Genomic DNA, 21,465 nt, shown 5'->3' with positions numbered 1-21,465 from the left:
CCTACTGTGCCATAATTTGGGGCTTCACGAATTCCAGCCCGGGTGGTGAAATTGGTAGACGCAGGGGACTCAAAATCCCCCGCCGCAAGGCGTGCCGGTTCGATTCCGGCCCCGGGCACCATAGCTTTCTAGCTATGTTATTTGCAGCATGTTCCGCGTTTGTTCGCCGTGACGTTCCGCAAATGACAAACAAAGACCTCCAGGCGTCAGCCTCGGGGTCTTTTTTGTTTGGCCTTCTCGACTACCGCTTCCAAGGTGGTGCGCGGCCCCATCCGCAGCAGGCGACGCGCGATTTAGCAGCCTGATTGCGAGCGCTTTTTGCGACAGAATCCCCGCATGGCCGCCCAGAACATCGTAGACCTCCCACCCTGCCGCCCAGGCATGGCAGACATCCACAGACGCGCAACGAACGCATTCCGCGCACACTGGCGCGCACACGAGGCCGCGCTTCCGCAGAAGCTGGTCCTGACCAGAGCCCAGGCCGACGACCTGCACCTGTGCCGCCTCTATGGCTGCGTGCCAATGGATGGAGCGAAGCCAGAGCAAGGCAAGTTCAACGGCAGTCCGATAGAGGTATCGGATGCCACGCCGGGCGTGCTGGTGGCGCATGACGGCACCGAAATGCCGCTGGCGGACTTCGACCAACTGGCTCCAGCCTGACCGCAATTGAGTACCGCCGCCCTGCTCTGCTTGGTTGTTGCGATTACCGATGGGGACACCCTGACCGCGCGCTGTGATCAGGATCTGTCTTACGTGCGCGTCAGCGCCATAGACGCACCCGAGAAACGCCAACCATCTCGGGGAGCTCGCATCCCCGCTCACAGCATCTATGATCAGCCGGGCTAAAGACGCAAAGATCTCAAATGGACGCCAAGAAGTTCCTATTTCTCAGCTCAGCTCAACGCTGGGCAATCTCTCTCGCCTTGGTGGCTCTAATTGCACTGTGCATCGGCGTTTTTCTCTGGGCGCCTCGCGCATCGGGATTGCCGGACTTTGGCGCAGCCAGCCTAGAAATATTGAAGCTGCTTCTTACTGCTGCTGCTGCGTGGATTCTTGTCCTCCTGTACGCATCATCCAACTCGTTCTGGCGAATTGAAAAAGAAACCGTACGCTTCCTGACGAGAGATCTGTGTCGCCCGAGCCGCCCACTTGCGCATATCGACGGAGTGCCTATGGCCGATCTAGAGGCGTCAGCTCCTGTAAAGATGCGCCGCCTAACGGCCGAAAGAACCTCAGTCACATACGAAGTTGTGAACGCAGAGGGTGACCGAATCAATTTTTGGTGCAACCTCAATGTGAACGAATTTGCTTGCGTATTCATGCTTCCAGCGGAGTACGCGTATAACTATGAGCTTGTCTACTCAGCTACCCTGAGCGGCTTTGCCCGACGCGGGATTGAAATAACCTCCTTTGGGATAGTCAGTAAAAGCTTCGACGGTCAGCCGCCACAGCGCTGCCTGGAGCTTTATCTTGTGCGCACACTAGGCCCTGACTTCTTGTTTGACGCGGGTGCTCGCGTTCAACTCGCTCAATCCCTGTGGGGCGATTTGCGATCCTTTCTGGTGTGCACAGCTCGGGCTCGGCAAGCTATCTCTGCAAGCGGTAGCGTGCCAATGAGTGAAGCTGGCAATGTCACGCAGGCCCACCACTGATCAGCTCTATAGCTGGAACTCGTAACGACTCCTCCGCCTCCTGCTGTGTGCCCGCCAGCCAGGCGTCCACGTCAGCCGATTCAATCGAGATCACGCTACGCTTGTCCTGCTGGTCTGCGGGCAGCCTTGGATCTGGCTTGTGCATCCCGTTCATCAGCGGGTGCGTATCGGCATTGATCGTGAGCATCGTGTGGCTCTCGCCTTGTCCACCTGCTACATTCCAGGCCGCATAAGTCCCTCCTCCCGCTTTACCAGCCAGACCACCGACCTGGGACGGGCCTGCGATGAAGCCCACCTGATAGAGTGGTGGCAGGAGGGGATCCCATGCGCTGGAGAACAATCGCCTTGACCTACCTATGCCTTGCTGCAGTGTCCGCAGGAGCCCAGGTAAACCGCTGCAAGGATGCGAGCGGCAAAATCATTTACAGCGACCAACCTTGCGCTACTGGGCAATCTGGAATGCAGATCGAGCGCCAGCGCAGTCGCGAGGAAATCCTGCAGGAGCGCGAGCAGGCCTACGAGGCCGAGTTGCGAAAGCAAGAGCGACGCATGGCGGAGCAGGATCGCGCACTGTCCCAGCAACAGAGGGGGGCCGCGCAGTCGCCACCTGCTGTCATGCAACCAACCGAAGGCTGGCAGGAGCGCAAAAACCGGGAGAACGCTGCGACTTCAGCCAAAAGCATCACCAACAACGGCGGCCAATGGGATGCTGAAGCTCAGGCCAGGCGGGCTGCAGAGCGGCGCGAAGCTGCCCGAAAAGAAGAGGCTGCCAATCCGCCTCCGGCCATCATCACCAACTGCAACACCGGTTTCTGCTACGACAATCAGGGCGGCGTTTACCACAAGTCAGGGCAAAATTTCATGACTGGGCCAAACGGCAGAACCTGCCACCGGGCGGGCAATTCTTGGAACTGCAACTGAGGACCCAACTGAAAAGCCCGCCGGGGCGGGCCCTAGAGTTGCAGTTGCTTGAAGACCTATCACTCCTGCGCCGCAAACCGCCCCGCCTCCAGCGCATCCCGCCTCTTGCCTGGTAGGTAGACCCCCTCCTGCGCTTCACGAATCCGCTTCTGCCGCATGTTCACGCTCTGCGCCAACTGCATCGGCTGGATCCGTCGGTTCGGGTTCTTGTCGTTGAACCTGGCGATGGCCTCGCGGGCCTCTGCCTTCCCTTCCTCGTCTCCCGCCATGGCAGCCATGGCGAACTGCTCGACCAGGGCACTGCGCCGCGCCATCAGTGCGCGATCCTGCTGAACGATGGCGCTCTTGCCCTCGAACGAATTTCGCACGCTCGACGGCGAGAACCCAGAGGCTTGACCCAGAAGCTCGGCCGCGCCCACCTCGTCCTGCACCACGATCCCCGACTTGTCGCGCACGCCCTCGGTGCCGTAGCGGAAGGACTTCAACGGCCCGCGCAGCACGGTGGGCGCCATGGCCTCCAGCCCACGCAGGTAGCGACCGTCACCCATGTCCTGCAGGCCCTTGAGCACGTTGATGCCGATACCGGCCACGGGCCCCAGGGCGGCAGCCATCGCCGATTCGCCGAGGCGCTGCCCTTCCAGGCCTTCCTGCATGTCCGGGAAGATCAGCTTGTCCAGGCCCACCCGGCCCGAGATGTCCCATGGGGTCAGCCGAGACAGCCCGTGCGCCATCACTTCTGCGGGCTTCTGGCCGAAGGTGTCCGCCAGCATGTTCTGCAGCGCGACCTGAGCGTCCCACGGCTCGTCGTCGTCGCCCCCCAGCATCGAGGCAGCGGACAGCAGCGTGGTGACCATGGGCAGGCCCAGGGCACCGGCCGCCAGCCCGTGCATCGTCAGCAGGCCGCCCAGCGCCTTGCGGGCCTGCGCACGCTCTTGCGGTGACGCGCCCTTGAGCGACTGCTGGGCGTTGCGCACCAAGGTGTAGACCATGTTCTGGCCGTACTGCTTGAACAGCAGCACCACACGCGCCACGTTGCCCTGCATCGCCCGGGGGCGGTTGTTGGAGCTGTAGTCGAAGTGCCCATCGTAGGTTGCCTGCACCGCCTGCTCGTACGCTGCCTTGTCGCCAGCACCGGCTTCGCGCGCCAGCCGGTAGGCGGCCACGAAGGTGATCTGACGGTTGAATTTCTCAGCGTGGTGGAACATCCAGCTGGCAGCCCGCATTACCGGCCGCAGCTTGTACGACACGTTCTGATCCTCGCCTTGGGCGATACCGGCCAAGTCGTGGGCCATGGTCACGTCGATCACCCCAGAGCGCACAGCCTCATCAAAGGCGGCCTTTTCCTCTGCGCTCAGGCTACCCGTGATGTCGTTCTTTCCCCGGGCGGCTTCACCCGAAGCCTTGAGCAGCGCGGCGCTGGCTTTCTTGAACCCCCACTTCGCCCCCATGACCGGGTATGCCACCAGCGCAGTCTGGGTCAGGTTGACCATGGCGGAGGCAGGCGACAGGCCCAGGTGGAAGATGAAGCCCAGACTGGTGAGCGCGGTGGACACTGCATTCGTCTTGGGGTTCATGGCCGCGTCGTGGCGCTTGACCATCTCGTCCACCACCTGCTGAGCCTTCACGGAGTCGAAGCCGCTGTCGGTCGATCCCGCGTCCACCCGGCGCTGCATCTCGCCCAGTTCGTCCTGCAGTCGGTCCCCGTAGCGCAGCTTGGCCAGGTAGCTGGCGCCGTGGAACACGTTCTGTGCGAAGGCCCGGCGGGCGTCCTGGCTGAAACCGGCCGTGCCCTTGCGGTGAATGCCGTGCTTCGCCCAAGACAGGTCAGGCAGCGAAGACAGGTACAGCTGGCCCAGGGCATCTTCCAGCTCCGCGCGCTGCTTGGTGTCCATGCCCTGCTTGTCCAGCACCCCATACAGCTGCTCCATGAAACCCCGGCCCACGCTGTCGCGCTCGGCCACGAAGTCCTTGGCCTTGAGGACTTTGCCCACGCTGAAGCCCTTGCTGGAAGGGAATGCGCGCTGCAGTTGTCCGCTCGTGGCATCCGCCTCGGCCATGGTCTCGGCCCGGCTCACGTTGGCCACCTTGCCCTCGGAGTCCTTGACCACCACCACGTACTGGCCGAAGCGCGCCAGCGGGAAGTACACGCCCTTGATGTGGCCGAAGAACTCGTCGTCCATCCGCTTGAGCATGGCGGCCTTGCGCTCGGAACTGATCTCGGTACGCTCGATGCGCTCCTTGATCGCGCTGCGCACGTCGCGCATGTGCTGGCGGTAGGTGTCCCGTGCCCGTGCATACACGTCCTTTGCGCCGGGCGTGAGGGTGTTGTAGCGCGCCTGCAGTTTGGTCCAGTCGGTCTTGTTGTCACCCTCTACGAAGTCCTTTGAGGGGTCGATCTGCGCCAGGGTGGAGTCGTGCATCAGCTCTGCCAGCGCGCGCTCGTCGGGTAGCTTGGCCCAGTCCTGCGCCAGTTGGTCAGCACCAGAGCCCGCCTCGTTCTTGTCGGCGTCCATGCGTGCCATCAGATCGCTGTACCGACGCATCTCGGGCAGCATGTCGCCGTACACGTCCACCAGTTGGCGACGGCCCAGCAGCTGCAGGCCGAGGCCACGGTAATCGGTGGCCTTGAAACCCGCCTGCTTCTTCAGATCGGTGACCGTGACGCCCTTCAGCGTTTCCCCGACCCGGCCAGCCAGAGAGTTTTCCCCCTGTGTCCGAAAGCGCGTGATGTCGCCGCCCGTTCCCGCCACCGGCGCGGGTGTGCCGGATTGATCGATGGCCTTCAGGACGAAGCGCTCGGCTTCGGTGTAGGTCATCTTGCGGATGCGCTCGGCAAGGCGTCCCATGCCCATGCGGTCGGCCACGCTGGCCAACCAACTGGCCAGGGCTCGGACCCGTAGTCCAAGGCGGGTGCCCGCTTGCTTCTGGGCACGCAGCTCTTGAGCCACGACAGCCAGGCCTTCCTCGATGGCCAGCGCCTCATAGCGGGCGGTCAACTCACTACCGACGTGACCCAGGTCGCGTAGTGCCTGCAACTGCTGGGGTGCGTCCGCGGCCTCCCGCTTCCACCGGTTCGCAAACTCCTGCACGCGGGCGTCACGCTTTGCCAAGTCCAGCATGGCCTGCACATAATCGGACGCTGGCAACACATTGCGCAAACCCAGGTGAAACATCTCATGGAAAACCGTCTCAGCGACAGCGTCAGCACTCCCGTGAGCGGAGGCAACGACGATGATGCGTCCCTCGCCTGGTATCGCCGCCCCCATTACGCCGTCCGGCGCATCGACCCCAAGCTCCTGGCTCCGGGTCACGATGTCGATTGGTGGCGGGTTGGCCAGCCCGGCAAGGGCCTCCTGCACCGCCTGCTGGGCCTCTTCAGGCGATAGCCCGCGCGCCGGGACGGCCTGGCCGCTGCTGCTGAAGAGCGTGCCAAGACCGTCGCTGTCCGACCGCGTGGAACCAACCTCCTCCATCCTGGTGGTGGACCGTGGTGCTGCTGCGCGCGCCGGGCGCGGGCCAGCCGGGGCAGAATCCGCTCCTGATTTCATAGCTTCGGGCGCTTCCTGCTCAAGCGTTGGCACCTGATTTCCACCCGTTTCCGGGAGTGGGCCAGGCCGTGGGGGACGATCCTGCAGCTGGCCGCCCATTTTGGAGGCGGCCGAAGTGCGGCGAGCGCTTGACTCATCAGCGCCTGCAGCTACAAATTCAGTAGCAATTAAGGTGGTGGGAACCGTGGTGCTGGCCGCCCCCGTGCTGCTCATCCTGCTAGCGGCCGGGATGCTGGCCGTACTCCCCCTGGCAGCGCTGTCGGCGGCGGCGTCGATCTCCGCCACCACCTGCACCAGGCGCTTGCCCTTGGTCTCGATGCCCAGGCCGCGCGCGACGCGGTTGGCCTGCAATGCGTTGGTGCGCCAGTTGGGGGCACGGTTTGCTACTGATTCAGTAGCTGCTTGCGCTTTACCGTCAAGCGCTGGAGATTGATTCAGCCCCATTTCTTGGAGCACAAACCCCAGCGATTCGTCGTCCCCCGCTGGCACCACCTCGTGTGTACCCGCGAGCTGCTGTTGCTGCAGGGCCTGCTGGGCCACCTGGCGCGAGGCGAACGGCGCGCCGCTGACGCTGGCCACGGTCTGAGGTGCACGCGCGGGCTGGTTGGCGCGGTTGACCACTTCGGCCCGGCGCTCTTGTCGCACGCCGTCGGCACCCGCCACCATGCGGCCGGTGGGCGCGTTGTCGAAGGTCACCTGGGGCAAGGCGGGATTTCCTGCTTCGGCCACCGGCACCACCGGGGTGATGTTGCTCATGCCCAGATCGGCTCGGCGCTGGCGATCGGACTCCACCTGCTGGCGCTGCGCAGTCGCCTCATTGCTGAGCGCCACGGCCTCGGGCCGAGTCTCGGCGCGCACGCTGCCGTCCTGGCTGGCCAGCATGCGCCCGGATGGGCTCTGGTCGAACGGCAGCAGGGCAGCGGCTTCGTCCTGGGGCATGGCGGCACGCACGGCAGGATCAAGGCGCGCGGTGGGCGCCACGTCGTAGCCGCGTCCCGATGGGTGAGGGATCACCGACATGGTGATGCCCTCTGCAGCAGCTGCGCGGCGCAAAGCGTGGGCTCGATTCAACTGCATCGGTTCGCCAGGCGCCAGGTCGGCGGCAAGTGCAAGTTCTGCAACACGCGCTGCGTCTGGGTTCACCTGTCCCTCGGGCACGGTGGGCTCGGGGAAGTCCAACCCATCGACGGCCGCTTGGTCCTGCTCGGGCGCGAGGGAAAGCCTCTCGGGCGGCGCCTCATCCGAACGGGCATCGAAGTTCGGCAGCACCCGCCCCCGCTCCATGTCCTGTGGCGTCAGCTCCACGGGGGCCACCGGTGCACCGCCGACTAGCTCCTGCAGTCGCGCGTCACGCATTGCGCGAACACCAGCGGGCAACGACTGGTTGTCCAGATCGGCGAGGTTCAGGCGGGCTTCACGCTGCTGAGCTTCGGGCAAACGAGCAATCGCTGCTTCCAACGTTGTGCGCTGCTCTTGCGCCGTGGGCGCAGCTGGTGTTGGTGCGAGACCCAGGTCTCCGGCCAGCGATGCCGCTTTCGACAGTGGGCCTGCATTGGGATCGATGGCAGGTACTGCAGGCTGTGCAGGTGCTGCAGCCGCACCCACAGATGGATCATCCGCATTCACGGTCGCGGCTGCTGGAGCCTGTTGCTGTTGGCCACCCGTGAGCAGCGACACTCCACCACCGGTTGCTGCGCCCAAGGCCGCCCCCATACCGGCTGCAGCAGCAACGCCCTTGCTCGGATCAATGGTCGCGTCAAACGGCATCGCGGCGCGCTGGCCTTCGTACTGTGTGACGCCCTCCTCGATGGCCTCTTGTGCACCTTCCACCGCCCCGGTCTTCAGCGCGCGGGAGGCTGCGTTACCCGCAAAGCCCTTAGCCCCGGCCACAAGGCGCTCAGCACCCACCACGCCGCCGACACCACCGATGACAGCGGGCAGGACGCTGGCCCCGCGCCCGGCGGCCACAGCCTGCTCATCCGTCGCGCCCGCCTTGGTCGACAGCTCGTAGGCCGCGCCAGCAGCATCACCACCCGCCATGGCAGCACCAGCAGCAGCACCGCCAGCCAAGCCACCGCGCGCAGCGTTCAGACCGGCGATGGATGCCAGCGTGCGCCCGCCCTTGACGGCCAGGCCAGGGCCGACGAACGAGCCGACCGCTTGGGCTGCGGAGAGCACTGGGTTGTTCACCACGTAACTGCCCACGGCGCCCAGCTCGTCCATCACGCCGTCGGCGTTGGCCACACCCTGGCGGAAGCGCTGCTTCTCCGCCTTGACGGCATCGCTCTGGCTGGCCTCGCCTGCCTCCACGATGTTCTTGTCGATCCAGCCGGAGACCGCATTGCCAGGCCGCACGAAGTTGGCAGCGGCAGACACACCGCCTGCTGCGGCGTTGGCCGCCTCGATCACCGTGTCGTTGGCGATGGCGGCGAGCGTGCGTCGCTTGGGCGGGACTGGAGGGAGGCCGAAGGCTTCCTCATAGCTGACGGTTCCAGCGCTGGGCGCAGCTGGAGTTGATGTGAGCCCGAAGGCGTCTTCGTAGGAGATGGTGTCTTTGGCCATCCCTGCAGTCTTCCGATTTCAGGGGCTGGCGTCGAACCCTACTGGGGCGGCGGGTCCACCTATCCTCGGGTGCGCGGCAAGAAGTAGCCCTTGATGCAGGAGAGGTTGCGCACAGCAATCTGGATGTGGTTCTTCGCGTTGAAGCCAGAGCCTTCATACAAAGCGCCGCCTTCCAGAAAACCTGATCGAACAGTTTGATATGCAGCGACCTTGCCAGACTTGGCGCGAAGCCGGTGTACGTGTTCGATGACGGCGCAGTCCAGACGGCGGAAAAGGCTGTCCTTTCCCCCCTCGTTTTTCGGCATCGGAACGCCGAGAAGTTGCATGTCGAAATCGAAGTCTTTATGGGCACTGTTGAGCTCAGCCAACGCAACTTGGTCGAACAAGTTGAGGCAGAGACCCAAGTCGATGACGGCGCCGATAACAGCGGGCTTCTTACGAATACCCAGCCACTTCATCCGCTCCTTAGCGAATTTCAGCGCTCGCTCTGGGTCGTTCTCCCAAAAGTACACCCCAGACCCAAGCCAGTCGTAATCGTTCTCGCTGGGATCGAGATGCCCTTTGGGGTTGCAGAGGATTTTTTTAACGGTCGTCGCGTCTGTACCGTGGAACCCTAGAACCCAGTTGGGTAGGCGGCGATACAAGTTCAGCCGCCGTAGCGCTTGGTTAGATTGCCGCCTTTGGTGATGACACCCTGCCGAACGTAATACGCGCGGAGAGCGTCCAAGTCCTGACGCAGAACACCCATCTTCGCAGCAACTTCCTTTTTGACTTCGGGATCATTGAGCGTTGGGCTCACGAGACGGCCGTTCACCATCCGAATAGCGGTATTGCCATCAAGTAGTGCGGTTGCCATGATTTTTCACTCCATTGAAATGAGGCAGTCGGCGCCATAACGGTGCCGTTGCTGCATCACTTTGACACAATTGTGCCATTGCTGGCCAAGCCGTCAATAACGATTTGGCAATAGCCGTAACTGTTAATGTCTGTCGTGGGGAATGACAGCTCAATATCTCACGCTATGCCCTGATGAAGTGCGCCCGCGCCTAGCGCCCTAGTCCCGCCTGCCCAGCGCTGATAGAGTGGGAGCAGGAGGGAAACTATGACAGTTTGCGTAGCTGCGCTTTGCGCCGATGGTTCCGCTGCGGTGGCCGCGTCGGACCAGATGATGTCCACGGATGACAACCAGACTAAGCGGCTGAAAATCCATCACCTCACAGACAGGGTGATTGCGATGATTGCGGGAGACGTGAACCTGCACACCGAACTGCTCGAAGAAGTTCGCGCAACCCTCAGAGCTACGGAGGATCAGCCAGAGATCCAGACCGTAAAGAACATCGCTGATGCCTATGCGAAGTCCTACATCGACGCCAAGCGGAGGCGCGCCGAGTCGGCCTATTTATTGCCAATTGGCCTGACTGTCGAAACTTTCATACAAAACCAGAGGAATCTGACGGAGGCCATAGCGGCAGACCTGACGAGGCAGGTAGTGCACTTCCAGATGCCTGCGTGCGCCGCACTTTTTGTTGGTATTGATCAGAGTGCAGGCTATGGCCGAGCCCACATATACACGGTTCAAAACGGAGAGGTCTCATGCCACAACGACACGGGATTTGCCGCCATCGGCGTCGGCAGGAACCAGGCTGCCTCCAGCCTCATGTTCACCGGCCACGGATCATCCATGTCGATGGACCAAGTTTTGTACATGACGCTCGTGGCCAAGAAACGGGCCGAAGTCGCTCCTGGGGTTGGCAAGGAAACAGACATGGCTTTCCTCAGCGTGGCTGAGGGTAAATACATCTACCTTAAAACCAAGGTGGTTGAACACCTAGAGGAGATTTACGCGGGCGCCGAAATTTCCCATACTGTCGTGAATCAAACAGCGGTAGAGCAATGCCATGAATATCTTGACACCTTCCGTACTACCACTATCGCTACTGAGCCGACGCAGCGGGTTGAACTCTCTGGAACGGCTCCCACAGCCGACACCACAGGACATTTTGTCGATGGCTCAGGCGAAAACGGGGCCTCTGCAACTCCCGGTGTTTAACGCCATGTTGGAAGCAGCGAACCGCAAAAAGACCGCGCGCCCTCCGGGCTAATCCCTACTCCCGTTTCCTGGGCCAGATCAAAGGCCTGAGCGGGCCCTGATTTCAGGTAGCGGCATCTACATTGCGCTTCAACCAGGACGGCAGGCGACTTTTCAGCTTGTCTAGGTCGACTCACACCTACGACGAGGCGTTCGGCCTGCCCGCCGAGCGCAGAGCGCACACATCAGCCGACTCGCTCAAAGCTCGATCCGTTCCAGCGCATCGGGCCGCCCCTGGTTTGGTAGACCTGGCCACGAATCATGTTGTCCTTCGCAGGAGCCTGTCCGGCATTCCCCTGCCCCTCGTCCACCCTCGACGTCTCACCCGTCGCCTTGTTGAACCGGTAGACGCTGCCCTGCGTAGTGCTGCCGTCCAGGTTCTTGGTAGTGGGTGTTATCTGCACACCCCACTCATTCTGCGGCGCCCTGCCCGACAGCGCCATCAAGCGTTCGCGCGCTGATTTCTGGGCCTCTGGCGTCTTGGCATTCTCCAGCTCTGCTTGTGCACGGTCGATGCGATCTGCCGACCGATTCGTGTAGCCTGCAGCGATCTGATCAAGCGACAGTCGGCCGCGCGCAATCTGGTTGGCAGCATCCACGCCCTCGGCACGAATGCCGGTGCGCTGGGTCTCCCCGGCCTGCTGCATGCCCTCGCGCCGCAACCCGGCGTTCTCGCGCATCGCCAATGCGTCAAAGCCGGGCTGTGCGTTGCGCGCCGCGATATCGGCGGCCAACATCCCTCGAAACACCTGCGTTGCTGCGCGGTCACGCCCCTTGCCCCACTGGTCGCTCTGTGTGATGGACTTGGCGCTCACTTCGGCATTGCGCAGGTCGTTGCGCTTTTGCCAGCTGTTCTCGCTGCTCAGCACGGTAGGCGCCTGCACAGACGGCGTTTCGTTGGAGCCACCGGCCAGCGCCATGAGCCGGCCGCGCGCACTCTGCTCTTGTCGCCCGGCCAGGTTGTCCGCTGCCACCATGTTCTGCTGGCTGACTTGGGCGCTCGGTGCTTGGCCTGTCCCGGCCGCCATCAAACGATCTCGCGCGCCCGTGCTCTGGCTGTTGGCCATACCTCCGGTCGCGCCCGTAACTTGCGCCGAGGTGTCACCGGTGTTCATGAAGCCACCGCCTGGCGCGCGGCCGTTGACCGTGATGTCGCCTGCCACGTTCGTGCCAGAGTAGGAGTTGCCCACCCTCGTGACATCGCTCGTTGTGGCGGGCCCAGTGCTGCTGGGCGCGCTGGCAGCCGCCGCAGCTGCTGGGGCCATAGGTGATGGCGCCGAAGGGTCTACGGCGGGAGGATTCGTCATCCCGCGCCCCGCGCCCGCGCCTGAGGAAGTCAGGCTCTGCGCTGCAGCGGAGCTGGGAATGGCGCTGATCGCCGCCGCTCCAGCACCGGCATTGAGTAGGCGGGTCGCTGCGTCGATACCACCGCTGATCGCCCCGCCGGTCTTGGCCACGGCAGGAATTGCGCCACCCAGGGAACCAGGCAGTGCGGAAGCGATATTGGAGAGGTTGCGCCCGGTCTCGGTGTTGGCAAAGCTGTTCTGCGAGCCATCTGCCTTGGGGGCCGTCTGGCCGCCCGTGGGGATCTGGGCCACGCGTTGATCGAGTGATTGGCTGATCGATGGCGTAGCTGCGGGCGAGGGAGACGTGGTAGTCGCTGCAGTGGCGGGCGCAACCGGCGCTGGCGCAGCAGCCGCCTGTTTGCGTGCCAATGCGTCCGATTCGGCTTGCGCCTGATCCGACGTTGCCTGCGCCTGCGCCTGCACCGCCTGGGCATTGGAAGTGCGCTGCTGGTCCTGCTGCTGAGTCCAGGCGTTCACATCAAACTTTGCAAAGCCGCCGTTCGCGAAGTGGTTGGGCTTGCTGCCCCCCTTCACGGGCGTGTGCGTCATGTCCACCAGGTCCTGCAGGCGGCGGGCTCCGACCTTGCGCACGGTGTCTGCGGGAACCACGAACTCGCCGTCTGAGAGCTTGGCGTTGATGGAATCGCTGGTGCCTGTGCCGGGCCCACGGACGTGGCCACCCTCACGGTAGCGTCGGGCGGGCATCGTGTGATTGGCGATTTGGGCGAGTGTTCTGCGCATGATGATGGCCTTGGAAAAGTCTTGTGGGGATTCTTCTGGCCCAGGGCTGAAGCGCCAACCCCTACTGGGGCGCGGCCCTCACCAGTTGACGGTGACGATGGGCGGGCGGCGGTCGCGTTGCTTGCGCTGCACGTTGGCATCTGGGCGCGCGCCGAACGATCGCTCAAACGATGCTTCGAACTCGATGGCCTTGGACTTGTCGAATCCGTCCGCGTCTTGCTTGAGATAGGCGCAGCGATACACCCAGTCTTTCAGGCGTTCGTGAAATCGCTCAGGGATCTCTGGGCGCCCCTGGTCCATGTCAGCACTCAGCGGCTTGAGGGCGCCACGGTAGACGGTTAAGGCCAGCGTGTCGGCTTGGGTGGGTATGCGGACCAAGCGGATGCTGGCGGGCCGCACTCCGCTCGCCTGCTCGAAGATGAACAACCGGGAAGAGCCTTTCCAGCTCTCCCAGCCAGGGCATTCGTCGTCCATTTCTTCAACGCTCGTTTCGTCGAGCGGGCGGCCACGCAGCGTTGCGCGTTTGATCTCAAAAACGCTAGGGTGTAGCTGGTACGTGGAAACGTCCGGCACCAGGGTGACGGTGCACACGGCTGGCGTCAGACGGTCTTCGATCAGCTTGGACCGCTCGCACGCCTCCTGTACCGCATCGTTAAGGTAGCGGACGATGTCGGCATCACTCCACAACTCCCCTTCAACACCGTCCCGAAGGTCGGCACGAAAGGCGGCGATGAACTCCGCTACCTTCATGGCTTACACCTTGGCGGTCAGCTCGACGAAGACAGCATCGGCTTCTTCGCGCGTGACAGCAAAGCCCGTCTTGGCCTTCAGTCGATTCAGGTTGGGTTTGCCCTCGGCCGTGAAGTCGTCTTCGTCCTTGCCGTCCAGCATGCCTGTGAGAGCGGCAGCGATAGCCGCCTTGCGATCTTCAGGAGATGGGACGATTGTGGTGTTGTCATCGAAAGCCACCGCGCCGCGTGCGCTTGCTTCTTTGTGAAACATGGGGTCCAGCGGCACGCCCTCAGGCGTAACCACTGCAGTGTGGCCAGTGGTCAGCGCAATGTGGATGGGCTGGTCAGATGGGGAGCGGAATTTCATGATGGTGTCCTTGAAAATCGCCCGACGGGTGTGACGCCGCCGGGCAAAGGGGCGCATAGGCCCCACCACTGAGAAACAGATCAGCCCTGGCTGAAGGCTGCGCGACCTTCGACGTAGTAGCTGATGGTGATGCGAGCAGCACCGGCCGTGGCAGCAGCACCGGTCTGTGCAATCAGCGCTTTGAGCGCCTCGGCCACGGTGTGCTTGTAGCCCGTGAGGGTCAGCGCCGTGCGGCCCGCAGTCTTCAGGTCGATTGCAGATGCGGTGTACCGGTCGTCATCGGTCGCATCGCCGAGTTTCAGCGTCGCCGTGGTGGCACTGTTCCAGGCCGTTTTGACCACGACATCGCCACCGAACAGGATTGCATTGCCGGGCAGATCGAACGCTTCTTCAGCGGTGCCGTAGGTTGTGGGATCGGAGTAGCCGATGTCGAGATGCGCCACGATGAGTTCTTGGCGCGCTGCGTTTTTCTTGATAGCCACGATGGGCTCCTTTCAACAACAAGGGGAGGATGAATGGACGGAGCCCGCAGGCCCCATCCCCGGGGGCGCTGCTTACTGCAGGTAGTGGTCGATGGTCAGCAGGCCGAAGTCTTCGTCGCTGCCGTCATAGATCGATGGGAAGACTGGCTTCTTGAAGCCGATCATCCGGTCGATGTTCAGACCGATCTTGCTGTCGTACTGGAACAGCTTCTCGACCCAGTGGCCGTCGCCGATGTCAGCGAAAGCCAGTGCCTGCGAGCCGCACAGGAGCGTGCGGGTGCCGTTGACCGTGCCACCAGACCCCCACTTCGAGCCAGATGCTGCGCCCTTGGTGTTGTAGACCAGCGTGTGCTCGTGCAGCACGGCACCGTCCACCGTCACGGTCGCACCGGTGAACCAGGGCGAATCCTGGCCTGCCTTAGTGGCCACCGCCACCACAGCGCGCTGGTAAGCCTCGTCCTTCTTCAGGGCGGCCAGAGAGCCAGGAGCCAGGAAGATCACGTAGTACGGCTTGCCACCAGCCATCAGGGGCTTGATGCGGTGCTCCTTCGCGTAGGCGATGGCGTCCACGATCATGTTGTACTTGGGCACGTAGCCCGTGGTGATGCTGCCCGTGTTCGACACAGCCAGGCTGGTGCCATCCCACATCAGCGAGCGCTTGGCCGATGGCGCGGTCACGTCAGAAGCAAACGTCAGCTCGGGGAAAACAGAACCGACGCGAAGTGCGCCGTTGTTCTCGAAGGCGTAGCTGATGCCCGACATCGTGAGAAAGGCGAGCTGATCGGCACGGTTGGCCAGCCAGAACGAGAGCTTGTCCTTGCCCGTTTTGCGGAAGTTGATGATGTTCTTCTGATCATCGAATCGGCCTTTATTCCCAACGCTGTGGCTGATCTGGTCGATCTGGATGATCTGGCTGTGGGCGTCCATCGCCTCTTCGTTGCCCTCGCGCTCATCGTCCCCGCGCACGCCGTCACCGATCAGGTCGGCAACCAACTGGAACAGGCACTGGGTGCCCTTTTCGGTTTCGGTGAGTTCAGTGACGCGGTGCACGACGCTGTTGCCCGTGTCGCTCATGAAGTTCTTGAGGAACATCTGGTCGCGTGCGGCCTTCCAGACGACGCGTGACCAGTTGACTTTTTGAATCGGCGTCAATTCGCCGAACGCAGTGAATGCCATGTCTATCTCCAATAAGTAGGGTTACTTCTCGGGACATGACGCCGCCCATCTGCGGAAAACATGGCTGTTGTGGCGGCCAAGAGCGCCTGACTGTTTAACGCCCGTCAGAGGCGACAACCCAGGGATGACGCTGGCAAGGTGGGTGAGTCCTTGCCAGCCTTGAGGCGCTATCCGATGCCGAGTGCCTTGTCCAAGTCGGCCTTCGGCAGCCCATCGATCTGATCGTCGCTGAGCTTCGTGGAGCCATCGATCTTGGGCGCCACGGCACGGTTGCCCATGCCCGCCTGCACCGCTGCTGGCTGCAGCAGGGAATCCGCTGCGCCACGTTTGTTAGCACGCTCCATGCGAGTGTCAGCGGGCGCACCACCGTTGGGCAATACCCTACTGGGGGTGTCATCTGGAGCAAAACGCGGAGCGATGGTGGCAATGGCGTTCGCAAGGGCGATGTGGTGCGGGACACCATCGGCCACCTTGGTTCGCACCGACGCTTCAATGAGCTCCAGAGCCAAAGCGCCCTCTTCTTGATCCAGCCAGGGATAAGTCTCCATCGCGTTGGCCACAACGACCTCAGACTTGGCGACCACCTGTTCCTGCTGCGATGACTCTGCAACGCGCTTCATCACCGATGTCTCGATGTGCTGATTGATCTCACGCCGGATCGCGCTGGCAGCCTTGGCGTCCCCGTCGAGCAGCGCCTGGGCGTACTGCTCCTCAGCAGCATCCACATCGAAGGCGGCTGGAGCCGGAGCTGCGGCCGGGGATGGGGCCGCCGCTGGCTGTTGCCCTGCCTTGATCGCCTGAAGCTCCTGTTGCATGGCCGCCAGTTGCTCTTCCAGCTGGCGCTTGTTTTCGTTCACTTCACGGAAGCGCGCATAGGGCACGTTCTGAGTGCTGCCTGTGCCTTCGCCTGAGTTGGCATCGCTGGCTGGCGCAGGCGTTGCTGCCGGTGCTGGAGCGGGCGCAGGTGCCTCGCTCGTGCCGGTGCTTGGCAGATCATCGTTACCCAGGTCCAGTGCCTCATCCTCGGTGGCGGTGCCAGTAGCCCCTGGCGCTTGTGCTTGGTCTTGTGTCGTCATCTCGTGGTTCTCCTTCAGGGTTACAGGCCATCAGCGGCCAGGGTTTCAATTCCATCGCTCGCGCCCACGGCGGGGCTGGCGGGGTTCATGGGATCTGTGCTCTGGGGCATGGCCACGGTGGGCAGACCGCCGGGCGCCTGGGGCACGATGGGCCCCGCGTCCTGGTCCACATACCCGGCTGACTTCAGCAGGCCATCGGCGAGCGCGGCGGTGGCGGGGGTCTGCGCTACCACCTGTGCCGTCTGCACACCGCTGTACTGGGTCTTGACCTTCACGTCCGTGGCCTGAGCGTCCGTCTTGCGCGTCTGGGCATTGAGCAGCTGCACCCGCGCCTCGACCGTGGGATCTGCTGGCGGCTGGTCTCCCGGCAGGGACTCCAAGATCTCTTGCTTGTCCGACAGGTTGGAGTACCGCACCATCGTCGCGTCGTTGATCCGCACACCAGCCTTGCGCATCTCCAGCGCCTGCTGGAACTGCGAGTTCTGGAACGTGACTTGCATGGGCTGCTCGGTGATCACCACGTCATAGGTGCCGATGGTCACATCGTTGATGTAGCCGCCCGTGGCCGGGTCGAACTTGTTGATCTCCAGCAGTTCTTCCTTCGGCTTGCCCGTCATGGGGTCCGTCTCGGTGATGCGGAAGATGCGGTGCGTGTCGTAGTAGCGCTGGATCAGCTTCAGGATGCGCTTGGCCAGCAGTTGGCGGGTGTAAGCCAGGTTGTCCAAGGGCACTGACAGCTGCTGTTGGCTGGCGAACTGCTTGGCTTGGATGGCAATGCCAGAGGTCTCGGGGCCCTGCACACCGCGCATGGCCTCGGGCACGGTCACGTCCTTGAGGGCCTTGTCCGCGCGGTCGATGAGGTGCGTGACGCCAGTGGGAACCTGATTGGGCTGAATCTTCTGAGGCGCCTTGGCGCCCTTCTTGTACTCGATCACCAGGCCGTTTTGGGAGCCTCTGGTCTCCAGCTCCTTCATCGACATGTTGGTGACGGAGTTCTCCTCGACCACCCAGCCGCTGTTGGCACTGGAATTGACGATGTGCACCACCTGCGACACCGCCTTGTTCAGAACCTCTTGCGGTCCAATGGCGTCATCGACCATCCCGCACGTCTTGCCGCGCCGGAAGTACGCGAAGTACGGCACCACGGTGAAGTGCTCGTATGGGCTGTAGTGGTCGTGAAGCGTGGCGGTGAAGGTGGTGACCGTCCACTTCACACGGCGGCGCATGCGCTTTGCCCGAACCGCACCGTTAGCCAGAGCGTCAGCCACAGAGTCTGCGGCCATGGTGTCTTCCACCTGCACATCCCCCGTGCCCGGCCACACAAGGCAAGGCGTCAGCTCGTAGACAAACCGCTGGCGGTCGATGACACGGTAGCGCTCAAGGCCGTCTTCCTTGGTGGCGCACGCATCGGTGTAGCCCCAGTCCTTGCGTGTGGCGAACTTGTTCCGCTCAACCCCGTCTTCGAGGTCCCCGAAGTCGTGGCCCGCGTCGTTGCTTTCCTCCGCGCGCTTCCTGGCCGTCTTGCCGTAGATCTGCTCGATCTCGTCCAGTGTCAGCCAGCGGGTGATGATCACGTCGCCCCACTTGTCGGGGTCGTAGCTCTTGGCGTCTGGGTCTGGGATCACGTCCAGCGGGTCCAGGTCGCTGACGGTGATCTCGCCCTTGATGTTCTCGTCGAAGGACATCCGCACGTCGTAGTAGCCGCGTTGCTGGATCAGACCGTCGCTAAACACCTGGGTCTCCAACCAGTGCAGCGCGCAGAGGTCTGCAACCTGCATGGTCACCTTGGAAAGGACCGTGGCCTTGAACAGGTCCGAGTCTCCACCACGCGGCTTGAACGCGATGTCCATGCGGTTGTGGATCTGGTAGCCGATGGCAGCGTTTACGCTGGGCTTGATCTGGTTGAACTCGTAGCCCGGCCGACGTGCCGCGATCAACGCAGCGCGCTGCTCTGGAGTGATCTGTCGCCCCCCACCCAGGTACATGTCTTCGCAGCGGGCAGCGTGCGGCAGGTAGTCAACATGGCCACGGTCCTTGCCGTAGAGGTATCGAGCCCAGTTCTCGCGCGCTGCGCCGTCTGCCAGGCTGGTGGGTGATGTGTCGTTCATGGTCATGCAGTCGCTTGGTCCCAGTGGTCGGAGCCAGAGGCAGAAAGGCGATCACGCCAGCTCTTGGCCCGGGGCTTGGGCTCGGGTTTGGGGATGTCGGCCGCGAAGGTCATGGCCACGGAATCGCCTTTGTCCGGGCTGCGGCCCAGCACCCGGCGGATGTCGTCCTTGTCGTTGATCTGGATGGCGGCGCCCTTGCCCATCGTCACGACCCTGTAGCGGGGGGCAGTGAGGTCGCCCAGCAGCTCCTGATCGGGCGGGAGTGCGATGGGGTCTGGGTTGGTCGGGTCCAGCGCCTCGCGCAGCAACCAGTACATCTCGGCCCGCTTGTTGCGGAATTTCATCTGGCCGGACTTGTCCATCAAGGTGCTGCCCTCAGAGCCCACCACCGAGTGCACATGCAGGCCGAGGCCCTTGATGAAGTCCAGTGCCGATGAGCCGATGCCAATGGAGTCGATGCACACCACCGCGCCGTCACGGATCAATGGAGCCACGAACCCGGCCGCAGATGGCCCGTCCTTCGTCACAGAGCCCGGGGCGGTCACGATCTTGTCGAACCACTGGCCGTGTCGGCGCGCGACCGACGACTTGTCCTGTCCACCGCGTGACGGGTCGAAGCCCATTGCTGTCATCAGGCCCTTGGTGTCGCGGTCCTTCCAGCGGGCTTGGGCAGCCTTCACCCACTCGGTGGGGATCAACTGCCACACGGGGTCCGTCACGCCCGCGTTGAAGTCGCCGCGCAGCATCTGGGAACGCAGTGGTTCAGGCAGGGCCTGCAGCGTGGCCTTGTAGCCAGTGGTGGTCAGGAACAGGTTGTCATCCACGCTGGACGGGATGAACGTCCGACTCTTGGGCGTCATCAGCTCGGCGCCGACCATCACAGGCTCAGGCCCGGGGACCTCTTGATCCTCACCGCGCTCGTTCGTGACGTACCAGCGCAGCTCTCCGGGCTTGGCTGGGTTCGGGTGCTGCGGATCCAGCCAAGCAGCCCAGAAGCGCTTGACCCACTCGCCTTCTGCGGTGGTCGGGGGATTGCCCGCAGCTACCACGCGTTGGCGCACGTTGGGGTTGTCGGTCCGCATCCATCCGATCAGCGTTCTGAACTGCATCTCGGTGAAGTGAGTGATCTCGTCGAAGCCCTTGAAATCGTGCGGCCGACCTTGGTACTTCAGCCAGTCCTCTGGACGCTGCACGCTGCCCAGCTCCAGCACCCTCTTGCCTGGCAGGCGCCACAGGTGGTCCTGGCCGTTGTAGCCAGCGCGTGAGCCAAGAATCTTGGTCATGCGCTCTTCAATACCGATCAGCTGCACGGCCTCACGCCGGAAGATGATGCTGTGCTCCTGCTCGGTCAGGCTCAGACCCATCAGCAGCTCAGTTTTCCCCCCACCAGCGCTGCCCCCGTAAAACACGATGTCTGCCTGGCAGTGGTACGCCGCCGACTGCGGACCGGCCTGCGGAACCCAGATGGCAGGATCAGCCACCATGAGGAAGGAGTCCACCGCCGCGCGCATCTCGGGCGTCATGCCTTTGAAGGCCGCCAATATCTGCTCGGTGGTAGGCAGGGGCAGCTTCATTGCTGACCACCTCCAGCAATCATCTGGCCGAAGAGCACAGCCAGACCCGGGTTCGCCTGCAGGACAGCCGACATGCGCACAGCCCGTTCCGCATCGGTCAGGTTGCGAAGCGCCAGCGGGTCGTTCTTCTGGCCGTTGTCCTTCTCGTACAGGCCCAGGTGCTTGAACAGCTTCTCGGCAAAGATGGCTTTGTCGTGCATCAGCACCTGCATCCCGTCCTTGGTGCGCTTCACCCCCGCATACAGCTGGGCAGCGGCTGGGCTCAAATAGCGCGTGTCCTTGACAACGTCACGCGACACACCGTCGCCGCAGCACTCTGTGCAGTCTGGGTGTGGGGGACGGTGTGGGTTGAACCCGATGCCGCCCTCTTCGTCGAACTCGTGGGCTGGCTTGCCATCCTTGCTCCACTTCTCAAAGTCAGCATTGCGCTGGCCCACCGTGCGCTGGCGTTTGAAGTTCTCGCCCCAGCAGTGACGGCAGCAACCCACGCGGGTTTCGACCAGCTCTCGGGGGTCAGCAAACGCAATCTGCCAGGCCTGCAGCAGCAGCGCGTCCGAGTTGATCCCCGTGCGCACCTGTTGTGCAGCACGCGCGTCAGCGATAGCAGCGGCAATCTGAGGTTTTCTTAGGAGGTCATAGGACTGCTCAGCCGCCGTCTTGGCGCTGTACCCGGCGCGGATGGCCGCTTGCGTGCCGTTCAGGTCAAGCAGGTATTCATCGACAAAGCGCTGCTGACGCGGTTCAAGGCCTGGCGAGACGACAGGTGCAGCAGGCGCTGGCTGGGGGGCTGCCTTCCGGGCTTTCGGCTTCGGCGCGGCCTGCGGTTTGTCTTCCTTGGGTGGTCTCTGCAGACCTTTGCCACCGCAGTGCTTAGCCACCATGGTGTGCGAGATGCCGAATGCCTTGCCGATATCGCGCGTGGATTGGCGGGTGCCGCAGTAGGCCTTCTCAACCCCAACCCAGTCGATGACCTTCGCGGGCGCGGGTGTGCGGCCCTTCTTGGCGCTAGGTACTGAACTGGAGTTCTCGCGTTTGCCTGTTTCCATTTACACGGGATGGTCCCGTGTGTGGTCGGAATGCGGAAACCCTACT

At 63.0% G+C, this 21,465-nt stretch carries 17 protein-coding genes and 1 tRNA gene; 5 read left to right on the top strand and 13 right to left on the bottom strand.

Translation table 11 applies throughout. The features are described 5' to 3' along the window. The first annotated feature begins 36 nt into the window (after positions 1–36). The 3 genes from ACK4OE_RS16280 to ACK4OE_RS16270 all read left to right on the top strand — a co-directional run bounded on the left by ACK4OE_RS16280 (position 37) and on the right by ACK4OE_RS16270 (position 1,652). Positions 37–121, top strand: a tRNA-Leu gene (locus ACK4OE_RS16280). 260 nt (positions 122–381) lie between these two features. Further along, positions 382–660: a hypothetical protein gene (locus ACK4OE_RS16275; protein WP_409886055.1), complete on the top strand. Its 279-nt coding sequence runs from the start codon at positions 382–384 to the stop codon at positions 658–660. A gap of 203 nt (positions 661–863) precedes the next feature. After that, the gene (locus ACK4OE_RS16270) at positions 864–1,652 is read left to right on the top strand and encodes a hypothetical protein (protein ID WP_409886053.1); all 789 of its coding nucleotides are present in this window, start codon (positions 864–866) and stop codon (positions 1,650–1,652) included. On the opposite strand, the gene ACK4OE_RS16265 is transcribed toward ACK4OE_RS16270, so the two are convergent. Next, positions 1,633–1,839, bottom strand: coding sequence for a hypothetical protein (locus tag ACK4OE_RS16265; RefSeq protein WP_409886051.1), 207 nt, complete (start codon positions 1,837–1,839; stop codon positions 1,633–1,635). The two genes, ACK4OE_RS16270 and ACK4OE_RS16265, sit on opposite strands and share 20 nt — an antisense overlap. Before the next feature lie 137 nt (positions 1,840–1,976). Here ACK4OE_RS16265 and ACK4OE_RS16260 point away from each other — a divergent pair, with 137 nt between their 5' ends. Then, a complete protein-coding gene (locus tag ACK4OE_RS16260) occupies positions 1,977–2,573 on the top strand; it encodes a DUF4124 domain-containing protein (protein WP_409886049.1) in 597 nt (198 codons plus the stop codon). Positions 2,574–2,632: 59 nt separating this feature from the next. Here ACK4OE_RS16260 and ACK4OE_RS16255 read toward each other — a convergent pair whose 3' ends face one another. Genes ACK4OE_RS16255 through ACK4OE_RS16245 form a run of 3 tightly spaced genes read right to left on the bottom strand, consistent with a single transcriptional unit; the run spans position 2,633 to position 9,539 of the window. Next, a complete protein-coding gene (locus ACK4OE_RS16255) occupies positions 2,633–8,683 on the bottom strand; it encodes a PLxRFG domain-containing protein (RefSeq protein ID WP_409886047.1) in 6,051 nt (2,016 codons plus the stop codon). Positions 8,684–8,742: 59 nt separating this feature from the next. Next, positions 8,743–9,327: a hypothetical protein gene (locus ACK4OE_RS16250; protein WP_409886045.1), complete on the bottom strand. Its 585-nt coding sequence runs from the start codon at positions 9,325–9,327 to the stop codon at positions 8,743–8,745. 2 nt (positions 9,328–9,329) lie between these two features. Next, positions 9,330–9,539, bottom strand: coding sequence for a hypothetical protein (locus tag ACK4OE_RS16245; RefSeq protein WP_409886043.1), 210 nt, complete (start codon positions 9,537–9,539; stop codon positions 9,330–9,332). A gap of 312 nt (positions 9,540–9,851) precedes the next feature. Between ACK4OE_RS16245 and ACK4OE_RS16240 the strand changes: the two genes are divergently transcribed. After that, complete coding sequence (locus ACK4OE_RS16240) at positions 9,852–10,733, top strand: hypothetical protein (protein WP_409886042.1); 882 nt, start codon at positions 9,852–9,854, stop codon at positions 10,731–10,733. A 224-nt stretch (positions 10,734–10,957) separates the two neighbouring features. On the opposite strand, the gene ACK4OE_RS16235 is transcribed toward ACK4OE_RS16240, so the two are convergent. From ACK4OE_RS16235 to ACK4OE_RS16195, 9 genes are all read right to left on the bottom strand, one after another. Beyond that, the gene (locus ACK4OE_RS16235) at positions 10,958–12,823 is read right to left on the bottom strand and encodes a hypothetical protein (protein WP_409886040.1); all 1,866 of its coding nucleotides are present in this window, start codon (positions 12,821–12,823) and stop codon (positions 10,958–10,960) included. 114 nt (positions 12,824–12,937) lie between these two features. Then, on the bottom strand, positions 12,938–13,609 hold the full coding sequence (locus ACK4OE_RS16230; RefSeq protein ID WP_409886038.1) for a hypothetical protein: 672 nt from the start codon (positions 13,607–13,609) through the stop codon (positions 12,938–12,940). Positions 13,610–13,612: 3 nt separating this feature from the next. Beyond that, positions 13,613–13,957, bottom strand: a complete 345-nt coding sequence (locus ACK4OE_RS16225; RefSeq protein WP_409886036.1) for a hypothetical protein — start codon at positions 13,955–13,957, stop codon at positions 13,613–13,615. 80 nt (positions 13,958–14,037) lie between these two features. Next, complete coding sequence (locus tag ACK4OE_RS16220; protein WP_409886034.1) at positions 14,038–14,439, bottom strand: hypothetical protein; 402 nt, start codon at positions 14,437–14,439, stop codon at positions 14,038–14,040. A 72-nt stretch (positions 14,440–14,511) separates the two neighbouring features. Then, a complete protein-coding gene (locus ACK4OE_RS16215) occupies positions 14,512–15,615 on the bottom strand; it encodes a N4-gp56 family major capsid protein (protein ID WP_409886032.1) in 1,104 nt (367 codons plus the stop codon). A 167-nt stretch (positions 15,616–15,782) separates the two neighbouring features. Beyond that, a complete protein-coding gene (locus ACK4OE_RS16210) occupies positions 15,783–16,691 on the bottom strand; it encodes a hypothetical protein (protein ID WP_409886030.1) in 909 nt (302 codons plus the stop codon). A 20-nt stretch (positions 16,692–16,711) separates the two neighbouring features. Beyond that, positions 16,712–18,799 carry a genomic island protein gene (locus ACK4OE_RS16205; RefSeq protein ID WP_409886028.1) on the bottom strand — a complete coding sequence of 696 codons (2,088 nt, stop codon included), beginning with the start codon at positions 18,797–18,799 and terminating at the stop codon, positions 16,712–16,714. 2 nt (positions 18,800–18,801) lie between these two features. After that, complete coding sequence (locus ACK4OE_RS16200; protein ID WP_409886026.1) at positions 18,802–20,373, bottom strand: terminase; 1,572 nt, start codon at positions 20,371–20,373, stop codon at positions 18,802–18,804. Beyond that, positions 20,370–21,419: a terminase small subunit gene (locus ACK4OE_RS16195; protein ID WP_409886024.1), complete on the bottom strand. Its 1,050-nt coding sequence runs from the start codon at positions 21,417–21,419 to the stop codon at positions 20,370–20,372. The genes ACK4OE_RS16200 and ACK4OE_RS16195 overlap by 4 nt, the downstream gene beginning before the upstream one ends. Between the last annotated feature and the right edge of the window lie 46 nt (positions 21,420–21,465).

Source organism: Acidovorax sp. (assembly GCF_046314175.1).
Lineage (GTDB): Bacteria > Pseudomonadota > Gammaproteobacteria > Burkholderiales > Burkholderiaceae_C > Acidovorax.
The sequence above is the reverse complement of the archived record's forward strand: the minus strand, read 5'-3'. Positions and strand labels throughout refer to the sequence as shown.